Source organism: Mycobacterium sp. Root135 (assembly GCF_001426545.1).
Lineage (GTDB): Bacteria > Actinomycetota > Actinomycetes > Mycobacteriales > Mycobacteriaceae > Mycobacterium.
This window is the reverse complement of sequence record NZ_LMEZ01000009.1, coordinates 128,788-146,828: the sequence shown is the minus strand read 5'-3', so window position 1 is coordinate 146,828 and position 18,041 is coordinate 128,788. Positions and strand designations below refer to the sequence as shown.

Annotated in this window: 17 protein-coding genes; 10 read left to right on the top strand and 7 right to left on the bottom strand. The window is 68.1% G+C overall.

The window, feature by feature from the left end:
- The first annotated feature begins 178 nt into the window (after window positions 1-178).
- The 5 genes from ASD37_RS26345 to ASD37_RS26325 are packed head-to-tail and all read left to right on the top strand — an operon-like array spanning window position 179 to window position 5,293.
- On the top strand, window positions 179-538 hold the full coding sequence (locus tag ASD37_RS26345; RefSeq protein ID WP_056558732.1) for an STAS domain-containing protein: 360 nt from the start codon (window positions 179-181) through the stop codon (window positions 536-538).
- 59 nt (window positions 539-597) lie between these two features.
- Entirely contained in the window at window positions 598-1,830 is a 1,233-nt protein-coding gene (locus tag ASD37_RS26340; protein ID WP_082570441.1) for a SpoIIE family protein phosphatase, read from the top strand.
- The gene (locus tag ASD37_RS26335) at window positions 1,830-3,440 is read left to right on the top strand and encodes a CHASE3 domain-containing protein (RefSeq protein ID WP_056558729.1); all 1,611 of its coding nucleotides are present in this window, start codon (window positions 1,830-1,832) and stop codon (window positions 3,438-3,440) included. The genes ASD37_RS26340 and ASD37_RS26335 overlap by 1 nt, the downstream gene beginning before the upstream one ends.
- Window positions 3,437-3,877: a response regulator gene (locus tag ASD37_RS26330; RefSeq protein ID WP_056558726.1), complete on the top strand. Its 441-nt coding sequence runs from the start codon at window positions 3,437-3,439 to the stop codon at window positions 3,875-3,877. The genes ASD37_RS26335 and ASD37_RS26330 overlap by 4 nt, the downstream gene beginning before the upstream one ends.
- Window positions 3,878-3,928: 51 nt before the next feature.
- Window positions 3,929-5,293 (top strand): wax ester/triacylglycerol synthase family O-acyltransferase, encoded by a 1,365-nt coding sequence (locus tag ASD37_RS26325; RefSeq protein WP_056558723.1) that lies wholly within the window; start codon window positions 3,929-3,931, stop codon window positions 5,291-5,293.
- Between the two features lie 5 nt (window positions 5,294-5,298).
- On the opposite strand, the gene ASD37_RS26320 is transcribed toward ASD37_RS26325, so the two are convergent.
- Window positions 5,299-6,534 carry a KasA/KasB family beta-ketoacyl-ACP synthase gene (locus tag ASD37_RS26320; RefSeq protein WP_056558719.1) on the bottom strand — a complete coding sequence of 412 codons (1,236 nt, stop codon included), beginning with the start codon at window positions 6,532-6,534 and terminating at the stop codon, window positions 5,299-5,301.
- A 252-nt stretch (window positions 6,535-6,786) separates the two neighbouring features.
- Between ASD37_RS26320 and ASD37_RS26315 the strand changes: the two genes are divergently transcribed.
- Window positions 6,787-7,059, top strand: coding sequence for a hypothetical protein (locus ASD37_RS26315; RefSeq protein WP_056558715.1), 273 nt, complete (start codon window positions 6,787-6,789; stop codon window positions 7,057-7,059).
- A gap of 133 nt (window positions 7,060-7,192) precedes the next feature.
- On the opposite strand, the gene ASD37_RS26310 is transcribed toward ASD37_RS26315, so the two are convergent.
- Window positions 7,193-7,432 (bottom strand): hypothetical protein, encoded by a 240-nt coding sequence (locus tag ASD37_RS26310; protein WP_056558713.1) that lies wholly within the window; start codon window positions 7,430-7,432, stop codon window positions 7,193-7,195.
- Between the two features lie 141 nt (window positions 7,433-7,573).
- Entirely contained in the window at window positions 7,574-8,404 is an 831-nt protein-coding gene (locus tag ASD37_RS26305; protein WP_056558710.1) for a family 16 glycosylhydrolase, read from the bottom strand.
- 106 nt (window positions 8,405-8,510) lie between these two features.
- Between ASD37_RS26305 and ASD37_RS26300 the strand changes: the two genes are divergently transcribed.
- The gene (locus ASD37_RS26300; protein ID WP_156721119.1) at window positions 8,511-9,434 is read left to right on the top strand and encodes a hypothetical protein; all 924 of its coding nucleotides are present in this window, start codon (window positions 8,511-8,513) and stop codon (window positions 9,432-9,434) included.
- On the opposite strand, the gene ASD37_RS26295 is transcribed toward ASD37_RS26300, so the two are convergent.
- Window positions 9,423-10,427 (bottom strand): amidohydrolase family protein, encoded by a 1,005-nt coding sequence (locus ASD37_RS26295; protein WP_056558704.1) that lies wholly within the window; start codon window positions 10,425-10,427, stop codon window positions 9,423-9,425. The two genes, ASD37_RS26300 and ASD37_RS26295, sit on opposite strands and share 12 nt — an antisense overlap.
- A 58-nt stretch (window positions 10,428-10,485) precedes the next feature.
- Here ASD37_RS26295 and ASD37_RS26290 point away from each other — a divergent pair, with 58 nt between their 5' ends.
- Window positions 10,486-11,976, top strand: coding sequence for an NAD(P)/FAD-dependent oxidoreductase (locus ASD37_RS26290; protein ID WP_056559935.1), 1,491 nt, complete (start codon window positions 10,486-10,488; stop codon window positions 11,974-11,976).
- Here ASD37_RS26290 and ASD37_RS26285 read toward each other — a convergent pair whose 3' ends face one another.
- Complete coding sequence (locus ASD37_RS26285) at window positions 11,977-12,465, bottom strand: Dps family protein (RefSeq protein ID WP_056558701.1); 489 nt, start codon at window positions 12,463-12,465, stop codon at window positions 11,977-11,979. It lies immediately after the preceding gene.
- Window positions 12,466-12,579: 114 nt separating this feature from the next.
- On the opposite strand from ASD37_RS26285, the gene ASD37_RS26280 reads away from it, so the two are divergent.
- Both ASD37_RS26280 and hutH read left to right on the top strand, forming a co-directional pair.
- The gene (locus ASD37_RS26280; protein ID WP_056559933.1) at window positions 12,580-13,020 is read left to right on the top strand and encodes a Fur family transcriptional regulator; all 441 of its coding nucleotides are present in this window, start codon (window positions 12,580-12,582) and stop codon (window positions 13,018-13,020) included.
- Between the two features lie 100 nt (window positions 13,021-13,120).
- The gene (gene hutH / locus ASD37_RS26275; protein WP_056558698.1) at window positions 13,121-14,656 is read left to right on the top strand and encodes a histidine ammonia-lyase; all 1,536 of its coding nucleotides are present in this window, start codon (window positions 13,121-13,123) and stop codon (window positions 14,654-14,656) included.
- Between the two features lie 6 nt (window positions 14,657-14,662).
- On the opposite strand, the gene ASD37_RS26270 is transcribed toward hutH, so the two are convergent.
- Together ASD37_RS26270 and ASD37_RS26265 are read right to left on the bottom strand one after the other, a co-directional pair.
- Entirely contained in the window at window positions 14,663-16,006 is a 1,344-nt protein-coding gene (locus ASD37_RS26270; RefSeq protein ID WP_056558694.1) for a serine/threonine-protein kinase, read from the bottom strand.
- Between the two features lie 52 nt (window positions 16,007-16,058).
- Window positions 16,059-17,966, bottom strand: coding sequence for a glycosyltransferase family 39 protein (locus ASD37_RS26265; protein ID WP_056558692.1), 1,908 nt, complete (start codon window positions 17,964-17,966; stop codon window positions 16,059-16,061).
- Window positions 17,967-18,041 lie beyond the last annotated feature (75 nt).

Below are 18,041 nucleotides of genomic sequence, written 5' to 3'. Positions count from 1 at the left end.
CTAGGGATGTGGGCTGGTGATCCGGCGGGTCCATCTTCTCGCGCCGCACCCCTCTCGGCGAGTCGCCGATCTTGACATTAACCTTAAGCATGACGCGCTCGCCGCCCACTGGTTTAAAGTCCAGCGGAACGGGGTGCGGATACTAAGATCGACGAAGTTCTCTAGGGAGGGATGGCCGTTGTCGACAGCCGATGCGATCTCGACCTCGGTCGAGCGGCGGGACGGGGCCACCGTGTTGAAGGTGGACGGAGTGGTGGATCTTGCCACCTCACCCGCGTTGGAGGAGCTCCTCGCCGAGCTGATCGAGGAGCGCCCCGGCGCCCTGATCATCGACCTGACCGCGGTGTCCTTTCTCGCCTCCGTTGGCCTGCGAATTCTCGCGGAGACCCACGAAAGAGCGGGAGGGACCGGCAAATTCGCCGTGGTGGCCAGCGGTCCGGCGACGGCGCGACCCATCCAGCTGACCAAGCTCGACGAATTCCTGGCGCTCTATCAGACTGCCGACGAGGCGCTCGCCGCCCTGGGAACCCAGCCGTAGGACCTCAGAACTGGCACGACGGTACTGTCGGATGACTGTCAAGCAGCGGCAGCCCCGTGATGCGACGTTCGAAGGATGTGGTTCCGGTGGGGGCTGCACCCGACTCTGACCCAACGGCTGGGGCCGGCGTAGGCGCCCAGACCCGCCCCCTGTCGGTCCTGCTGGTTGAGGACGACCGTGGAGACGCACTGCTGGTCGAGGAACTCGTCTTGGACGCCGACATCGACATCCGGTTGGCCTGGGCACCGACGATGGCCGTCGCCGAGGTGGAACTGGCCAAGCTGCGGCCGGACTGCATTCTGCTCGATCTGAACCTTCCCGACGCGAACGGCATTGCCGCGCTCGACCGCGTCACCAAGTGCGACCCCACCATCCCGATCGTGGTGCTCACCGGGCTCAACGACGAGCACTTCGGCGTGTCGGCGCTCGCATCCGGCGCGCAGGACTACCTCGTCAAGGGGCGCGTCGAAGCCGAGATGCTGCGGCGCGCCCTGCTCTACGCGATCGAACGCAAGCGCGCCGAGATCACCTCGGCGGATCTGCGGTCCAGCCAGCTTCGGGCGCAGGAGAACTCCCGCCTCGAGCGCGGCCTGCTGCCGTCGCCGCTGCTCCTCGACAACCCTGGCGTCGACATCGTGGCCAAGTACCGCCCCAGCCGCGCGAACGCGCTGCTCGGCGGTGACTTCTACGACTTCGTCCAAACCCCCGACCGGACCGTCCACGTGATGGTCGGCGACGTGGCGGGGCACGGCCCCGACGAGGCCGCCCTCGGGGTCGCCTTGCGAATTGGCTGGCGGGCGTTGACCTTTGCCGGCCTTCGCGGCAACGAACGCATGCGTCAGCTGGAGCGGATCCTGCGTGCGGAGAGCCCGGGACCGCGGATCTTTGCGACGGTGCTGAGCCTTGCGCTGTCCCCGCACGACCGCAGCTTCACCGCGGTCCGGGCGGGACATCCCGGCATGCTGCTGCACGGACCCGACACGGTGGAATGGTTGGAGCCGGCCGCCGGACCCGCCCTCGGCATCGGTGCGACGGACTGGCCGGTCGTCGAGATGGAGTTGCCTGCCGGCCACGGCCTGCTGCTGCTCACCGACGGGCTGTTCGAAGGGCACTCCGGCGTCGGGAACGAACGACTCGGCGAGGACGGCCTGCTCGAAGTGGCCAGATCGCAGGCGGCACTGACCGGCACGGCGTTCGTGGAGGCACTCATCGGGGGCGCTGAAAAGATCGCCGGGCTGCACGGCGGCCTGTCCGACGACATCGCCGTCGTACGGGTGGAGCGGACGGACTGATGACGACCACGGCCGAAACTGACCCCGCCACGATGCCGAGACGGTCGTCGCCACTCACCGTGCAGGGCTGGCAGACCCTGGTGCTGACCATCATGGGCCTGCTCGTCCTCGGCGCCGGAATCGCCGGAGGCCTGCTGCTCAGCAGGTACGACGCAGTGGCCCACCAGATGGTCGACGAGATCCAGCCGTCGCGCTCGGCGGCATACCAAATGCAGGCGGCGCTGCGCGACCAGGAGACCGCCACCCGGGGATACGCCATCTCGGCCGACCGCCAATTCCTCGACCCGTACTACGCCGGGCAGCAGGCCCAGGCGGCGGCCGCCGAAGAGCTCCGCCAACGGGCGGGAGGCCGCAAGGAGCTGCTCGCCGACGTCGACGCGATCGATCAGGCGGCCGCTGCCTGGCGGTCCTCGTTCGCCGAACCGCTGATCGCCACCATCCAGCCCGGTACCCGCACCGTGGTCGACTCGGGCGTCGCCGACCGCGGAAAGACCGAGTTCGACCGCATCCGAGCGCTTTTCGACACCCAGAACGAGCACCTCAGCGCGGCGAGGTCGGCGGGAATCGAAGACCTGGATCGGATTCGCTGGTGGCGCAACGCCTTTCTCGGCGCGATCGTGGTGGCGCTGCTGGTGACCGCGGCCGCGCTGGCCATCGTGATGCAGACGGCGGTCACCCGACCGCTGGCGTCACTCGCGGCGTCATGCCGGCGCATCACCGAGGGCGACTTCGCCAAGCAGATCGTCCCCCAGGGGCCCAAGGACATCCGCGCCATCGCCGTCGACGTCGAGAACATGCGGCAGCGGATCGTCGACGAGCTCGACGCCTCCCGTTCGGCAGAAGCCCAACTGGACGAGCAGACCGTCGAGTTGCGCCGGTCGAACGCCGAACTCGAACAGTTCGCCTACGTCGCCTCCCACGATCTCCAGGAACCGCTCCGCAAGGTCACCTCGTTCTGCCAGCTGCTCGAGAAGCGGTATCGCGACAAACTCGACGACCGCGGCGTCGAGTACATCGACTTCGCAGTCGACGGCGCCAAGCGCATGCAGGTGCTGATCAACGACCTGCTGACCTTCTCGCGCGTCGGCCGGCTCAACGCCGCCCAGACCGACGTCGACCTCGACGCCGCCCTGGACGACGGACTCGCCAACCTCTCCGTCGCGATAGAGGAATCCGAGGCTGACATCGTCCGCCCCGCCGAGCCGCTTCCCCACGTCGTCGGCGACCCGACGCTCCTTGCCATGCTGTGGCAGAACCTGATCGGCAACGCGATGAAGTTCAGCAAGGACGGCGTCGCGCCGCGCATGACGATCGAATGGCAGCGAGCAGACGATGCCGACCTTTACTCGTTTACGTTGTCGGACAACGGGATTGGCATCGCCCCGGAGTTCGTCGACAAGGTGTTCATCATCTTTCAGCGCCTACACGGCCGCGACTCCTACGGTGGAACGGGCATCGGCCTGGCCCTGTGCAAGAAGATCGTCGAACACCACGGCGGCGCCATCTGGATCGACACCGCGTACACCGACGGCACCCGGTTCCGCTTCACCCTGCCCGTACCCACCCCGACGCTCGTCCCTGCATCATCCCTGGAAGGAACGACCCCATGACATCAGCCGCGAAACCGATCGACGTCCTGCTGGTGGAGGACGACCCCGGTGACGAACTCATCACCCGGGAAGCCTTTGAGCACAACAAGATCAAGAACAATCTGCACGTGGCACACGACGGCGAGGAGGGCCTGGACTTCCTGTATCGGCGCGGCGCCTTCGAAAACGCCCCGACGCCCGACCTGATCCTGCTCGACCTGAACCTGCCGAAGTACGACGGCCGCCAGCTGCTGGAGAAGATCAAGTCCGATCCGAATCTGAACCACATCCCGGTCGTCGTGCTCACCACGTCTTCGGCAGAAGAGGACATCCTGCGTAGTTACAAGCTGCACGCCAACGCCTACGTCACCAAGCCGGTGGATTTGGACCAGTTCATGAACGCGGTCCGCCAGATCGACGAGTTCTTCGTCCAGGTGGTTCGACTACCCCAGGGCTGAACACGTGACTCGAGGGCGTGAATACCAGGGACTGTGGGTACCGTCACACCCATGAAGCTGATGTCGCCGACCGATTCGATGTTCCTGCTCGGTGAATCGCGCGAACACCCCATGCACGTCGCCGGTCTGCAGCTGTTCGAACCACCCGAGGGCGCCGGACCGGACTTCATCCGGGACATGTACGAGACCATCGTCAAGAACGACGACTTTCAGCAGACGTTCCGGAAGCACCCGGGCCGGGTGCTCGGCGGCATCTCCAACTTGGCCTGGGCAATCGACGACGACGTCGACATCGACTACCACCTGCGCCGCTCGGGGTTGCCCCGACCGGGCCGCGTCCGCGATCTCCTGGAGTTGGTGTCGCGGTTGCACGGCACCCTCCTCGACCGGCACCGACCGCTATGGGAGGCGAGCCTGATCGAGGGCCTGGGAGACGGCCGCTTCGCGGTCTACACCAAGATCCACCACTCACTGCTCGACGGCGTCAGCGCCCAGCGGTTGACCATCCGGTCGATGACGACCGATCCAACGGACACCGAGATGCGGGTGCCCTGGACGCTCGGCCCCAAGCAGCGGACCGAGCGCGCCACCGAAGGCCGGTCTGCCCTGCAGTCCCTCACCGGGACCGTCGGCTCGATCGCGTCGCTGGCTCCTTCGACCCTGTCGATCGCCAGGGCCGCGCTACTGGAACAGCAACTTACGTTGCCGTTCCGCGCTCCGAAGACGATGTTCAACGTCCCGATCGGTGGAGCACGGCGCGTCGCCGCACAGTCGTGGCCGATGGCGCGGATCAAGGCCGTCAAGTCCGCCGCAGGCGTCACCGTCAACGACGTCGTGCTGGCGATGTGCGCGGGAGCCCTGCGGGCATATCTCGTCGAACGCGCGGCCCTTCCCGACGCTCCGCTGGTCGCGATGGTGCCGGTGAGCCTGCGCACCAAGGACGAACAGGACGCCGGCGGCAACATGGTGGGCACCATCCTGTGCAACCTGGCCACCGACGTCGTCGACCCGGCCAAGCGGCTCGACGCGATCAGCACGTCGATGACCGACAACAAGAAGGTGTTCGCCGAGCTGCCGCGGACACAGGCCCTGGCCCTCTCGGCCGTGCTGATGTCGGGCCTGGCGATGGGGCTGCTCCCCGGCTTCGTCTCGTCGGCGCCGCCGCCGTTCAACATCGTCATCTCCAACGTCCCCGGTGCGTCGGAACCGTTGTACTGGAACGGCGCCCGCCTCGACGGCAACTATCCGTTCTCCATCGCGCTCGACGGTCAGGCGCTCAACATCACCATGACCAACAACGGCGACAACCTCGACTTCGGCTTGGTCGGCTGCCGACGCAGCGTGCCGCACCTGCAGCGGCTGCTGATGCACCTGGAGAACTCGCTGGCCGAGCTCGAGCAGGCCGTCGGCGCCTGAGCCGACTAGTACTTGCCGAAGGCCAGCACCACGTTGTGGCCGCCGAAGGCGAACGTGTTGCTCACGGCGTAGCGGTAGTCGGACCGACGGGGTTCGCCGGTGACGACGTCCAGGTCGATTCGCTCGTCGAGCCGAGTGAGGTTCAGGGTCGGCGGCACCACGCCGTCGCGTAGGGCCTGCACCGTCAACACCGCCTCGATGGCTCCGGCAGAACCAAAGGTGTTGCCCAAGGCGGCCTTTGGCGCGTACACGGCGGGACGACCGGCGCCGAACACCTTCTCCAACGCGGTGGCCTCGACGAGGTCGCCGTCGACGGTGCCCGCGGCGTGAGCGTTGACGAAGTCCACGTCGTCGGCGGTGAGGCCCGCCAGTTGGATGGCTCGCATCAGGGCCTGGGCTTCTTGTTCCGCACTGGGATCGGAACGCACTGCGTCGTATCCGTCGGAGGTGGTCGCCGCTCCGAGTAGCCGAGCATGGATGTTCGCGCCCCTGGCCTTCGCGTGCTCCTCGGTCTCGATGACCAGCAGGGCGCCGCCTTCGCCGAGAACCATGCCGCGACGGTCCTCGTCGAACGGTCGGCACGCGCCCGCGGGGTCGTCGCCGGCGGCCATCATGCCGTCGAACTGGGAGTAGGCCGCAATGGGCACTCCCTCGATCGGCGACTCCACGGCGCCACAGATCACGACGTCGGCGTCACCGAAGACGATTTGTTGCCAGGCCTGCGCGATGGCACCCGCTCCCGACGCGTCGGCCATCATCGGCGCCGATACGCCCGCGCGCGCCGCACGGTCGAGTCCAACCGCCGCGGCGGCTCCGTTGGGCATGAACATCTGAACGGCCAGCGGAGACACCGCCTTCATGCCTCGCTTGCGCATGGCGATGTAGGCGAGGATGACTTCCTCGGCGTTGCCAAAGCCGGTGCCGACCGACACCGAGAGCCTGGTCGGATCCATGTCGGGCGAGCCGCTGTGGGCCCACGCGCGCCGCCCGAGGACCAGAGCCATCTTCTGCTGGTACGACAGCCGGCGCAGCTCCACCCTGCTGAGTTCGGTGTCGAAGTCTTCGAGGAGTTGACCGCCGATCTTCACCGGGAGATCCAGGTCCTCGACGAAGGCACCGGACAGCCGGCGAATTCCGCTGCCGCCGTCCAACAGGGCGGCCCAGGTCGCTTCGGCGTCCACCGCGAGGGCGTTGGTCGTCGCGAATCCGGTGACGACCACGTCGGGAAAGTCGCGCAGCATGGGAGCCTCTCTTCGAGTGTCGAGTCGATTCTCCCGTCCCTCGTCCCGGGGTCTGACACGGGGATGGGATTGGCCGTCTCACCGCGCCCCACGACCTCGTTGGATGACACTCCCGCCGATTGCCAGATACACCACGAGGTCGACTGCTCATCTGAGCAACACGGCTATCACCTGCAGGTATGTCACAATGTCGTCACTCGACAGTGCCGTGTTCGACGCGATACGGTTTGCCAAGCGAAGGGAGATGATCACATGACCCCTGCCGACACGACCATCGATCCAGATCCTGCCGTGGTGGCTGCAGCGCTGGAAGACGTCGCCGCCGCCGGCCGGGAACTCGCCGCAGCCAAGCAGTCCGGGGCCCTGGGCAGTCTCGAACGGATCCAGAGCGAGCTGCAGAGCGCAGTGGACGCGGCCCGTGCGCTGGGCGCCGGATGGGGCCAGATCGGCGCGGCGCTCGGCATTGCTCGCGGCAATGCCTACCAAAGGTTCCGCAAGAAGGCGTTCGACTGGCCATCCCGGTAAGGCACCGTCGTCACCAGCTGATTCGAAGGCCTCGCCGCCCGGCGCTTAGCCCGAAATTTACGACGGTGCCCGACATGACGACGGCCCCGGCGTACCACTGCCAGGGCCGTCGACCTACCTCGAGTGCTGAGACTCAGCCGGGCAGACCCTGCTCTTCGACGGGCAGGGGTGCCGGTCCCTTGATGCCGGGCTGGGCCATCGGGATCGGTGGCGTTCCCGGCGCGGTGGTGACCGTGCTGGTGGTCCCCGTGGACATCTCGGAGTCGGCTACGGCGCCCGGCGCGGCTTGGGCGATGGTCGCGCCGACGATGCCGAGGGTGACCATGGCGCCACCGGCGATCGCCGCGAACGTCCTTGTGCTACTGGAACTCATGGGGTTGCTCCTTCTTCCAAACGTTCATTAGTCCTTCGTAGTAACGGACGAATGGAAGCGGGTTTTTATTCCACCACGAGCCGAACTAGCCGGCGTGACGGTGCTCACGAGGCAGTGCTTGTGAGACGCGCTGCCGGCACGTCACCAGACGCGGACCCAGTCGACGAGCATGTCCGCCGGATACGTGCCGCCGGCGGGATCTCCGCCTCCTGAGCCGGCCACCGCCAGGTTGAGCATCGGGGACAGCTGGTAGCCCGGGTCGTTGAACGGCCAATCGTCGAGCGAGTTCGCCGGAACGGTGAAATACGGCTCCATACCCGGGGCGTAGTCGCGCCAGAAGTACATCCCGGCGTCGGTCCAGGTGCAGCGCCAGACGTGCCACGCGCTGTCCACCTCGAATGGCTGGGTGGCGAACGACGTCCCGTCCAGCCGGGCGTGAACCGTCGACCCCGACGGCCAGCTGTCGTTGCCGTACCACTCGACGACGTCGATCTCACCGCCGCGGGCCGGATCGTTGTTGAGCAGCCACCACGCGGGCCAGCAGCCCAGCGTCAGGCAGTCGAACTTCACCCGGGCCTCCCACGTCAGGCCGATGCCGCCGCGCCACGTCCCGGTGAGCTTGCCGCTGAAGTACTTTCCGTTCTCCTTCGTCGCGCGAATGACGAGGTTGGAGTTGCCGTCCAGGAAGACGTTGCGGCGGTCGTTGCGGTACTGCCCCATGTTCTCGGGGCGGTCCCAGAACACCGGATTCTTGATGGTCTCGCGGGCGGTGGCGACCGTCCACTTCGACGGGTCGGGTGCCGAACCGGCCGGTCCGTCGAACTCGTCGTGGAACAGGAACGCGGGGGTGGCCGTCTCCGGCGGTCCTGGTACCGGGCCGGGTGCCGGCGGTGCGGCGCCCGCGGTGGGTAGCGGGATCGCTGCGGCCAACAGGCCCAGCCCCGACATGAAAAGAAGGTTTCGACGATCCATCTCCGGCACAGCGACACGATAAAGCCCAACTGCCCCATCGCGCGCGATCCGCGCTGGTGAAAAATTCGATGGCCACCCGCCGCGGTCCGTGGCACTCTCGTCCCCGATGCAGCAATCCCGGGTCTACCAGCGGCTTCTCGACGGCTCGCTACGAGAGCAGCGCGAGCTTGCGCTCACCCTGTTCGGTCGGCGCGGCGCGCTTCTGGTGGCCGACTGGCTGGATGGCGAGTTCGCGAAGGTCGACGATCCCGCCTATGTCAGCGTGTTCACCGATCACGTGAGCTTGCCTGGCGTCGAGCCGGACGACTACGCGCACCGCGTCGTCGAGACGTCACGCGGCGCCCTTCTCGGCGGGATTCGCTTCTACGGGCGCGACGTCGGCAGGCCCTTCGTCGAGGTGGTCGGGCACGACTTCGACGACCTCGACGCCCTTCGGGACTGCGTCCACCGTGAATGGTCGCCGTTCGCGGCACGATTCGCGCGACTGCGGGCGCGGCCCGGCACCCTGTGCGGCCCGCGGGTGCTGCTGGACTGCGGTGTTCACCTCGCCCGATACCGCGACATGCCCGCACCGGACGGACGAGTGTCGCTGGCGCCGTTCGAGGACGTCGACGACGCGATCGCAATGCTCCGCCGCCGCTACGAGCGGTTGGCCGTCGACGATCCCGACCTGGCGCGCAACGTCTCACCGGCCGATCCGGACGACGTGCGCGAGTGGCATTCGGCCGGGCAGCTGCAGGCGATCATGCTGTGCGACAGTGCGATCGAGGCCATCGGAGTCTTCGCCGCGGCACCCGGCCGGGTCGGCTGGATCGACGCCGACGAGATCAACGAAGAGGTGGTCGACGCCGACTACGCCGGCCACGGCTATGCCGCGTCGGCTCAACGCGCCTGGGCGAGCCGTCCTGCCAATCACGGCGACCGGATGTTGGTCGGCACCGTCGACCGGCTCAACGAGGTGTCCCGCCGAACGGCCGAGCGGGCCGGGAGGCCGCGGGTGCTCGACGACGTCTTCCTGCTACTCCCCTGATATCCCCAGCAGCGCCTCCGCGTTGCCGTGGGCGATCGCGCCGCGCTGCTCGTCAGTGAGATCGGCCTCCTCCAGGAACGCGGAGACGTTGTCCCGCACCACGTACGGATAGTCCTCGGAGTGGATGATCCGGTCGGCACCGATCTCGGCGACGATGAAGTTCAGCTGGTTCTGGCTGAACATCCCCGACGGCGTCGCCCACACCTGCTCGCGGTAGTAGGCGCTGGGTGCGCGGTCCAGGTGGTCGGCCCACCCGACCACCTCGTCGAGGCGGTCGAGCCAGCCCGCGACCAACTCACCCCAATGTCCGCTCAACAGCTTGAGATTGGGGTGCCTGTCCAGCGCGCCGGAGAGAATGAGCCGGATGACGTGGATGCCCGCCTCGGCGTGCCAGCCAAACGCCGGGCCGGCGAACAGGAAGTGCACCGCAGCGGGCCAGGCGCCTGCGTAGTACGGCGTCGAGACCGCCTTCTCCGGCATGCCGGGGTGAACGTAGATCGGCCGGTTGACGGCCTCGGCCGTCGCGAGGACCGGCTCGAACCTCGGGTCGTCGAGGAACGCTCCCTCAATGCTGCCGTGGGTGAGTGCCCCAACGAAGCCCAGCTCCTCGACGCACCGCCGCAGCTCGTCGGCCGCCGTGGCGGGATCGTAGAGCGGCAGCGTCGCGAAACCGCGAAATCGGGTCGGGTGCTCCGAGATCTGCTGAGCCAGGGCGTCGTTCACCGTGCGGCACAGCTCGACGGCATCGGGATGCGCCAGGTTGCCCGGGCTGTTCGCGCCGTGGGAGACCACCTGGACGTCGATGCCGGCGCCGTCCATGTGGGCCAGGCGTTTGCCTGCGAGGCGTTCGGCGGACTCGCGGTCGGGCATGAACGTGCCGAGGAACTCGCCGAACCCGGCGTCTGGGGTGATCGGACCCGCCCCCGACAACTCGAGGACCCGCGCCACCGACTGCGGGTGGTGGAAGTGCTCTTCGACGGTGATGACGCGCATCGTTCCTTCTTACGCCCCGAAGCTCGTGACCGACCTGCGAAAGTGCGATGGTGTACCGATGACCGGAGACGTGGCCGTAATTGGAGCGGGCCCCGGCGGCCTCGTCGCGGCGCGGTGGCTCGCGTCGCAGGGATTCGAGCCGACGATCTTCGAACGGAGCGCCGAACTCGGCGGCCAATGGGCCGGCTTGGCGGGTGCGAGCGGGGTGTGGCCCGGCATGCACACCAACACCAGCCGCATCCTGACCGCATTCAGCGATCTGGAGCCGCACAGCCGCGACGTCTTCCCGTCCGGCACCGAGATCCTCGACTACCTGCAGCGGTATGCGCAGGTGTTCGGCCTGTTACCGCGGATCCGGTTCGACACCGCGGTCGACCACCTCGGTCGGGACGGCGACGGCTGGATGTTGCGCCACGGCGGGGACGAGAGTCGATTCGACCGCGTAGTGGTGGCCAGCGGGCGGTTCCACGCCACCGCGGTCCCGGCCGTGCCGGGGCTCGACACCTTCACCGGCGTCGCGGGCACCTCGACCACGTATCGATACCGAGGGTCGAAACCCTTGCGCGGCAAGCGCATCCTGATCGCCGGTTGCGCGGTCAGCGCACTCGAGGTGGCCGCCGAGCTCGCCCAACAGGGCGCGGACAAGGTGGTCGTCACCCAGCGGCGTCAGCGATACGTCCTGCCGAAGTACGCGGCAGGCGTACCGTCGGACCATCGGATCTTCACCCGGTACGGCGTGCTCGCCAGCGAGACACTGCCCGCCTCCGAGGTCGACCGCCAGCTCAGGGAGATCGTCGTCGAAGCGGGTGGCAGCCCCGAGCAGTACGGTGCTCCCGCCCCCGACCCGTCGCTCTTCACCGCCGGGGTGACGCTCAGTCAGCAGTACCTGCCACTGGTCGCCGAGAGTCGAATCACGGTGCGGCCCTGGATGACGTCCGTCGCGGGTACCACGGTCACCTTCGCCGACGGGCACGCCGAAGACTTCGACGGGATCGTGTTCGGTACCGGGTTCGACCTCAGCCTGCCGTATTTGAGCGAGGAGATTCAGAAGCTCGTCGGCCTCGACGCGGTACACCTCGACGCCGACCGGCACACCTTCCATCCCGATCTTCCCGGGTTGGCGTTCCTGGGAATGTGGGACCAATCGGGCGGATACTTCGTGCCGTTGGAGTTGCAGGCCAGGTGGATCGCATACACCTGGGGTGGCGTGATCCCGGCGGCGACGGACGCCGATCAGCGTCGCGCGGTTCAGCTCTACCAGTCGAGGCGCGGCCTGTCTCAGAAGAGCCGAATGAACGTGGCTGCGTTGGGTTTTGCGAGGGCTGCTGGGGTCGAGCCACGCGTGGACGACTGGCCGGAGCTGCGCCGCGCACTGCTGTTCGGCCCGCTCGCCCCGAGCCAGTTCCGGCTGCAGGGCCCCGACGCCCTGCCCGACGCCGCGGAGCGGTTCGCGCGCGACGCCGCCGCGTTCGGCGCCATCACCTCGAACGACGACACCGAACGCGAACGCGCCTACTGGTCGCTGGTCCAGGCGGCGACCGTCACCTGACTAGGAGACGTGGCGCAGTTGGGCGGTGAACATCCACCGCTGCTTCTCCAGCCCCTCGAGGATGGTGTGCAGGATGTCCGCACTCGTCGGGTCCTGAGCGTCGACCTCGTCGTGGAGTGCACGAATGACGTTGACCACTCCTAGGATTCGGTCGGCGATGACGGCGACCGCCCGTTCGACGCCGACCTCACCGGCGGGAAAGGCCTCCAGCGAGGTGGTCGTGGCGACGGTGCCCGTGCGTCCGTCGGGAACGGACTCGAGGGCGCGCATCCTCTCGGCGACCGAATCGGCGTACTCGCGGGCGGCGTCGACGAGCTCGTCGAGTTCCAGATGGGTGGACCGGAAGTTGGGGCCGACGAGCGTCCAGTGCGCCTGCTTGGCCTGGTTCTGCAACTCCAGGAGTCCGACGAGCACGGTCTGCAGATCGGCGGCCAGTGTCGGCGAGGCGACGAATTCGCCGGCGAGAACGTCGTGGTTGGTGATGGTCATCGTTCCTCCTAGGTGGTCGAGCTGTCACAAGACTACGCCTTGTTTTTAATGAGTCAATACAACGACTCAGTCATCACATTGGTTAGGTCATGCTAAGCTGACCTCGTGGATGCCATAGACGCGAACACCCGGTACAAACAGGAACTGCGCGGGTCGTCACTGCGGGCCACCTCGGGCCGCATGGCCGTGCTCCGCGCCCTGGAAGCCTCCCCCCATGCCACCGCGGAGAAGGTGTTCGCGCTCATCTCCGGCGACCTGCCCGGTACGTCCCCGCAGGCGGTCTACATGGTGCTCAACGACCTGACGCGAGCTGGCTTGATCCGCCGGTTCGAACCGGCGGGCTCGGCCGCGCTGTACGAGCGGCGGATCGGCGACAACCATCACCACCTGGTCTGCGACTCGTGCGGCGCGGTGCAGGACGTCGACTGCGTGGTCGGCCAGGCCCCATGCCTCACCCCCAGCGGCAACGACGGATTCCTGGTGCGCGAAGCCGAAGTCACCTTCTGGGGCTTGTGCGAGCACTGTCAGGCGAGCCCGGCCGACGTCACGTCCTGATCGCGAGCGTCGCTTACCGATCGTGTCCGACCCCTCAGCGGGTGAGACTACGGTGGGCTAGCCAGACCCCGTGTCCCCCGCAGAAGGAGAGTCGCCACCCATGACCGTGACCGTCGGGATAGGACCGGTCAGCTTCGACGACGTGGTGGCAGTCGCCCGCGAGGACGCCCAGGTGGTGCTCTCAGCGGAGTCGGCCGCCGCCGTCGACGCCAGCCGCGAGACGATCGAGGCGCTGGCCAACGACCCGACCCCGGTGTACGGCGTCTCGACCGGCTTCGGCGCGTTGGCGACGCGACACATTCCCAAGGAGAGCCGTACCCAGCTGCAGCGCAGTCTGATTCGCTCGCACGCCGCGGGATCGGGCCCCGAGGTCGAGCGCGAGGTCATCCGCGCCATGATGCTGCTGCGGCTGTCGACGCTGGCCTCGGGACGCACCGGAGTCCGCCGCGAGACCGCCCAGGCCTATGCGGACCTGATCTCGGCCGGGCTGACGCCGGTGGTGCACGAGTACGGCAGTCTCGGCTGTTCCGGTGACCTGGCACCCCTTGCGCACGTGGCACTTTCGGTGATGGGCGAGGGTTACGTGCGCACCCGATCCGGCGAGATCAAGCCGTCGGCACACGCTCTGGCCGAGCATGGCCTATCCCCCGTCACGCTGGCGGAGAAGGAGGGCCTCGCCCTCATCAACGGCACCGACGGAATGCTCGGTCAACTGGTCTTGGCGCTGGCCGACCTCGAGCACCTGCTGCGGCTGGCCGACGTCGCGGCCGCCATGAGCGTCGAGGGTCAGCTAGGCACCGACCGCGTATTCGCCGCCGACCTTCAGCAGCTGCGGCCCCACCCGGGACAGGGGGCGGCCGCGGCCAACATGACCCGCCTGCTGGAGGGCTCCGGGGTCGTCGCCAGCCACCAGACCCCCGACTGCACGCGGGTCCAGGACGCCTATTCGCTGCGCTGCGCACCCCAGGTGGCCGGCGCGGCCCGCGACACCGCCGCGCACGCCCGCACGGTCGCCGAACGCGAACTCGCCAGCGTCATCGACAATCCCGTCGTCACGCTCGACGGTCGGGTGGAGTCCAACGGCAACTTCCACGGTGCGCCAGTGGCCTACGTGCTCGACTTCCTTGCGATCGTGGTGGCCGACGTCGCCAGCATCAGCGAGCGACGCACCGACCGCTTCCTCGACGTCAACCGCAGCCACGGCCTCAACCCGTTCCTCGCCCACGATCCGGGCGTCGACAGCGGCCACATGATCGCGCAGTACACCCAGGCCGGGATCGTCTCCGAACTCAAGCGACTGGCCAACCCCGCCAGCGCCGACTCGATCCCGTCGTCGGCCATGCAGGAAGACCACGTCTCCATGGGCTGGTCGGCCGCCCGCAAGTTGCGCCGCGCCGTCGACGGCCTCACCACCGTGCTCGCGATCGAAGTGCTCACCGCTGCAAGGGGTCTGGACATGCGCCGACCGTTGACGCCGTCACCGGCCACGGGCGCGGTGATCGCCGCATTGCGGGAGCGCGTCGAAGGACCCGGTCCTGATCGCTTCCTCGCACCGGAGATCGCCGCCGCCGTCGGGCTGGCCCGATCCGGCGCCCTGGTCCGCGCCGCCGAAGGCGTAATCGGACCCCTGGCCTGATACCGCTCAGGCCGGCCCGTACAGGTTGCCGCGCCGGATGTCGTCGCGGCACTCGACGCGCGACTGGCCGGTCTGTTGGACGCAGACGCGCACCTGCTCCTCGATGCCGTCGGGATAGACCTCGTCATTGGGTCCCGGGGTGACGGTCGGGGACGGCACGACGCCCGAGACCAATGACCACATGATGGTGTTCGCCGGCGGCAGCTTGGCGCAGTAGGCCTTCTGGCCGGTGTCGGAAATGCCTGCGGCACCGAGCACTTGGCAGTCCGCGCCGACGAGGACCACCGGCATCGCTGGCGAGGACGCAGTCGGCTGCGCGACCTTCGAGCTCTGGTCGCGCGCGATGAAGATGCCTGCGACGACACCCCCGATCAGCAGCACTGCGACGGCCACCACCGCGGCGACGCCAAGCCACCACGTCCGGCCACGCGCGCTCTTCGCGGGGGAACCCGACGAGCCGAGCCGGCTGGCCAGCACCGTGTCCTCGACGCCGGACGCGTCACCGCATCCGGCGAGGTGCCGAGCCAACGCATCGGCGAACTCGGTGCAGCTGTCGTAGCGGTCGGCTGGCGACTTCGCCAGCGCCTTGGACAGCACCGGCCCCAGCTCGGAGAGCTCGGGCTTGCGTTCGGCGATCGCCGGCGGCGGCGCGCTCACGTGTCTGCTGATGACGACCGCGGGATTGCGGTCCTGGTACATGTGCGAACCCGTCAGCAACTCGAATGCCGTTGCGGCGAGTGAATATTGGTCGGCGCGACCGTCGAGCGTCTGGCCCATCAACTGCTCCGGCGCGGCGTAGGCCACCGTGCCGACCGCCATGTTCGTCTCGGTCAGGCCGCTCGCGTCGTCCACGCGGCGCGCAATGCCGAAGTCCGCCAGCAGTGCCCGCCAGCGGTCGGAGTCCATGTTGGCAAGGAGGATGTTCGCGGGCTTGACGTCACGGTGCAGCAGTTGGCGTTGGTGCGCGTAGTCCAGCGCGTCGGCGACCGCGCCGACGATGCGCACCACGTCGGCAGGCGGCAACCCGCTGCGGTAGTCCTTCTCCCTCAGCAGCTGCCCGGCGTCGGTGCCCTCCACGTAGTCCATCGCGATCCACAGCCGGCCCTCGTCCTCGCCGCGATCGTGGACGGCGACGACGTTCTGGTGCCACAGGGCGGCGACGTTCTGGGCCTCGCGGTTGAACCGTTCGCGGTACTCGTCGTCGCTGGAGACGGCCTGCGCCATCACCTTCAACGCATCCTGACGCGGCAACCGGGGGTGTTGTGCCAGGTAGACCTCGCCCATGGCGCCGGCACCGAGCAGTCGCACGATGACGTAACCGGCGAACGTCGACCCGTCGGCGAGTGGCATGCGAGGCATCCTACTGAGGCGGCCCCGCCCGGCTACCGCAAACCGGCCTGCCTCAGCCGTTGGGGACGGAGAGGTCGTACACCGTGACGGTCCCGACGGTCGTCGGGGCGAAGTTGGCGGCCACCCACGTGGCGATGTCGGCGTGCGCCGACCGACCGCCGAAACCACCGGGCCGGTGGTCGGCCGGGTGGGCGACGTAGTAGCCGATCCGGTGATTGGCGACGTCCTGCTCGAACTGACCCAGCGTCGGCGTCGGGTCGCTGCCGCCGAAGCCGCCGATCGCCATCACCGCGGTGTCTGTGGCCAGTTCGAGGCTCGCCGCGGCGGAGGAGCGGTCGACGGCCGCCGAGAAGTCGGTGTGGGTCGCGCGCAGCATGGCGTCCAGTTGCGCGTCGTCGTCGTCCTGATCCCACCCCCCGTGACGTTGCCCTCCGGCGGGTCCGACCATGGGCATGCCCCCGGTGTGCGGCTGGCCGAGGGTGGCGAGCGTATAGGCGCCGGTCCCCAGCACGGCGCCGACCAACCCGACGGCCAGCGCGGCCACGGCGACGTGTCGTCCCATCCGAGGCCTTAGCGAGACGACGAGCCCGACGGCCCCGATCGCGCTCACCGAGAGGATCGTCCACCGCAGCGCGGGGAGCCACTCGGCGTTGCGCCCGAGAAGCCACCAACTCCAAACCCCGGTGCCCAGGATCATCGCGACCAGTCCGCCGCGGCCGAGCCAGGAGGCACGTCGGCCCCACGCCTCACCGACGCCGAGCGCCACCATGCCGCAGACCGCGGGCACGAAGGACAGGCAGTAGTACGGGTGGACCATGCTCTTCATGTAGCTGAGCACCAGCCCGTCGACCAGCATCCAGACCCCGAACACGACGGCGCCGGCCCGGGTGAGGTCGGTGCGCGGGGCGCGGCCCCGCGAGACGAGTACCAGCACCAGCGCCACCAGCGCCGCGGGCAGCAGCCAGCCGATCTCGAAGCCGAACTCCCCGGTGAACAGCCGGGTCAGCCCCGGGGAGTTGGCGCCCATCCCGCCAAAGCCGCCGTGATGGCCGTTGTTGACCTCGAACGGGGTGTCCGCCGCGGCGCCCACCACCGGGTTGAGGTGAAAGCCGTTGTTGCCCTTGCCGAGAACCCGTGCGAAGCCGTTGTAGCCAAGGACCAGGTTCATGAAGTTGTCGTCGGTGGACCCGGCGATATAGGGCCGTGACGACGCGGGCCACAGCAGGGTGAGGATGACGAACCACCCCGCCGAGACCAAGAAGGCCACGAGCGAGCCAAGGAGGTGCAGCACCCGCCTGCCGAAGGTCGTCGGCGCGGCGACCAGGTACATCAGGCCGATCGCAGGCATCACCATGATGCCTTCGAGCATCTTGGCGAGGAACGCGAATCCGAGGGCGACACCGGCCAACGCGATCCACGTCGCACTTGCGCGCTCGAGCGCCCGCACCGCGCAGTAGACCGCGGCCGTCATCAGCAACACCATCACCGCATCGGGGTTGTTGAACCGGAACATCAGCGCCGCGACGGGAGTCAGGGCGAAGGCGAACCCGGCGAGCAGTGCCGCGTTCGGCCCGCCGACGCGCCGGACCGTCGCGTACAGCAGGGCCACCGTGGCAACGGCCATCAGCGCCTCGGGGATCAACATGCTGGCGCTGCTGAAGCCGAAGATCTGCCCGGCCAGGCCCATCACCCACTGCGACACCGGCGGCTTGTCGACGGTGATGAAGTTCTGGCTGTCCAGAGACCCGAACAGCAACGCCTCCCAGTTCTTCGAACCGGCTTGCGCGGCGGCGGCGTAGAACTGGTTGCCCATCCCGTTGACGGTGATGTTCCACAGGTAGGTGACGGCGGTGAACACCAGCAGAAGGGCGAAGCCGACACGGTCCCGGCGTTCCCGCGGCGGCACCGCTCCTGGCCATTCGTCACTCGCCGGGACGGGCAATTCCAATGTCGTTGTCACACTGACAGTTAGACAGGCTGACCGTCGGTGAGCCTGTGAGGTCCACCCGAAATCGCTGAGATGGGTGAATCGAAA

Coding starts and splice junctions, on each gene's coding strand:
- ASD37_RS26340 (WP_082570441.1), top strand. CDS start 598: ATGCGACGTTCGAAGGATGTGGTTCCGGTGGGGGCTGCACCCGACTCT.
- ASD37_RS26335 (WP_056558729.1), top strand. CDS start 1,830: ATGACGACCACGGCCGAAACTGACCCCGCCACGATGCCGAGACGGTCG.
- ASD37_RS26330 (WP_056558726.1), top strand. CDS start 3,437: ATGACATCAGCCGCGAAACCGATCGACGTCCTGCTGGTGGAGGACGAC.
- ASD37_RS26325 (WP_056558723.1), top strand. CDS start 3,929: ATGAAGCTGATGTCGCCGACCGATTCGATGTTCCTGCTCGGTGAATCG.
- ASD37_RS26320 (WP_056558719.1), bottom strand. CDS start 6,534: ATGCTGCGCGACTTTCCCGACGTGGTCGTCACCGGATTCGCGACGACC.
- ASD37_RS26315 (WP_056558715.1), top strand. CDS start 6,787: ATGACCCCTGCCGACACGACCATCGATCCAGATCCTGCCGTGGTGGCT.
- ASD37_RS26310 (WP_056558713.1), bottom strand. CDS start 7,432: ATGAGTTCCAGTAGCACAAGGACGTTCGCGGCGATCGCCGGTGGCGCC.
- ASD37_RS26305 (WP_056558710.1), bottom strand. CDS start 8,404: ATGGATCGTCGAAACCTTCTTTTCATGTCGGGGCTGGGCCTGTTGGCC.
- ASD37_RS26300 (WP_156721119.1), top strand. CDS start 8,511: ATGCAGCAATCCCGGGTCTACCAGCGGCTTCTCGACGGCTCGCTACGA.
- ASD37_RS26295 (WP_056558704.1), bottom strand. CDS start 10,427: ATGCGCGTCATCACCGTCGAAGAGCACTTCCACCACCCGCAGTCGGTG.
- ASD37_RS26290 (WP_056559935.1), top strand. CDS start 10,486: ATGACCGGAGACGTGGCCGTAATTGGAGCGGGCCCCGGCGGCCTCGTC.
- ASD37_RS26285 (WP_056558701.1), bottom strand. CDS start 12,465: ATGACCATCACCAACCACGACGTTCTCGCCGGCGAATTCGTCGCCTCG.
- hutH (WP_056558698.1), top strand. CDS start 13,121: ATGACCGTGACCGTCGGGATAGGACCGGTCAGCTTCGACGACGTGGTG.
- ASD37_RS26270 (WP_056558694.1), bottom strand. CDS start 16,006: ATGCCACTCGCCGACGGGTCGACGTTCGCCGGTTACGTCATCGTGCGA.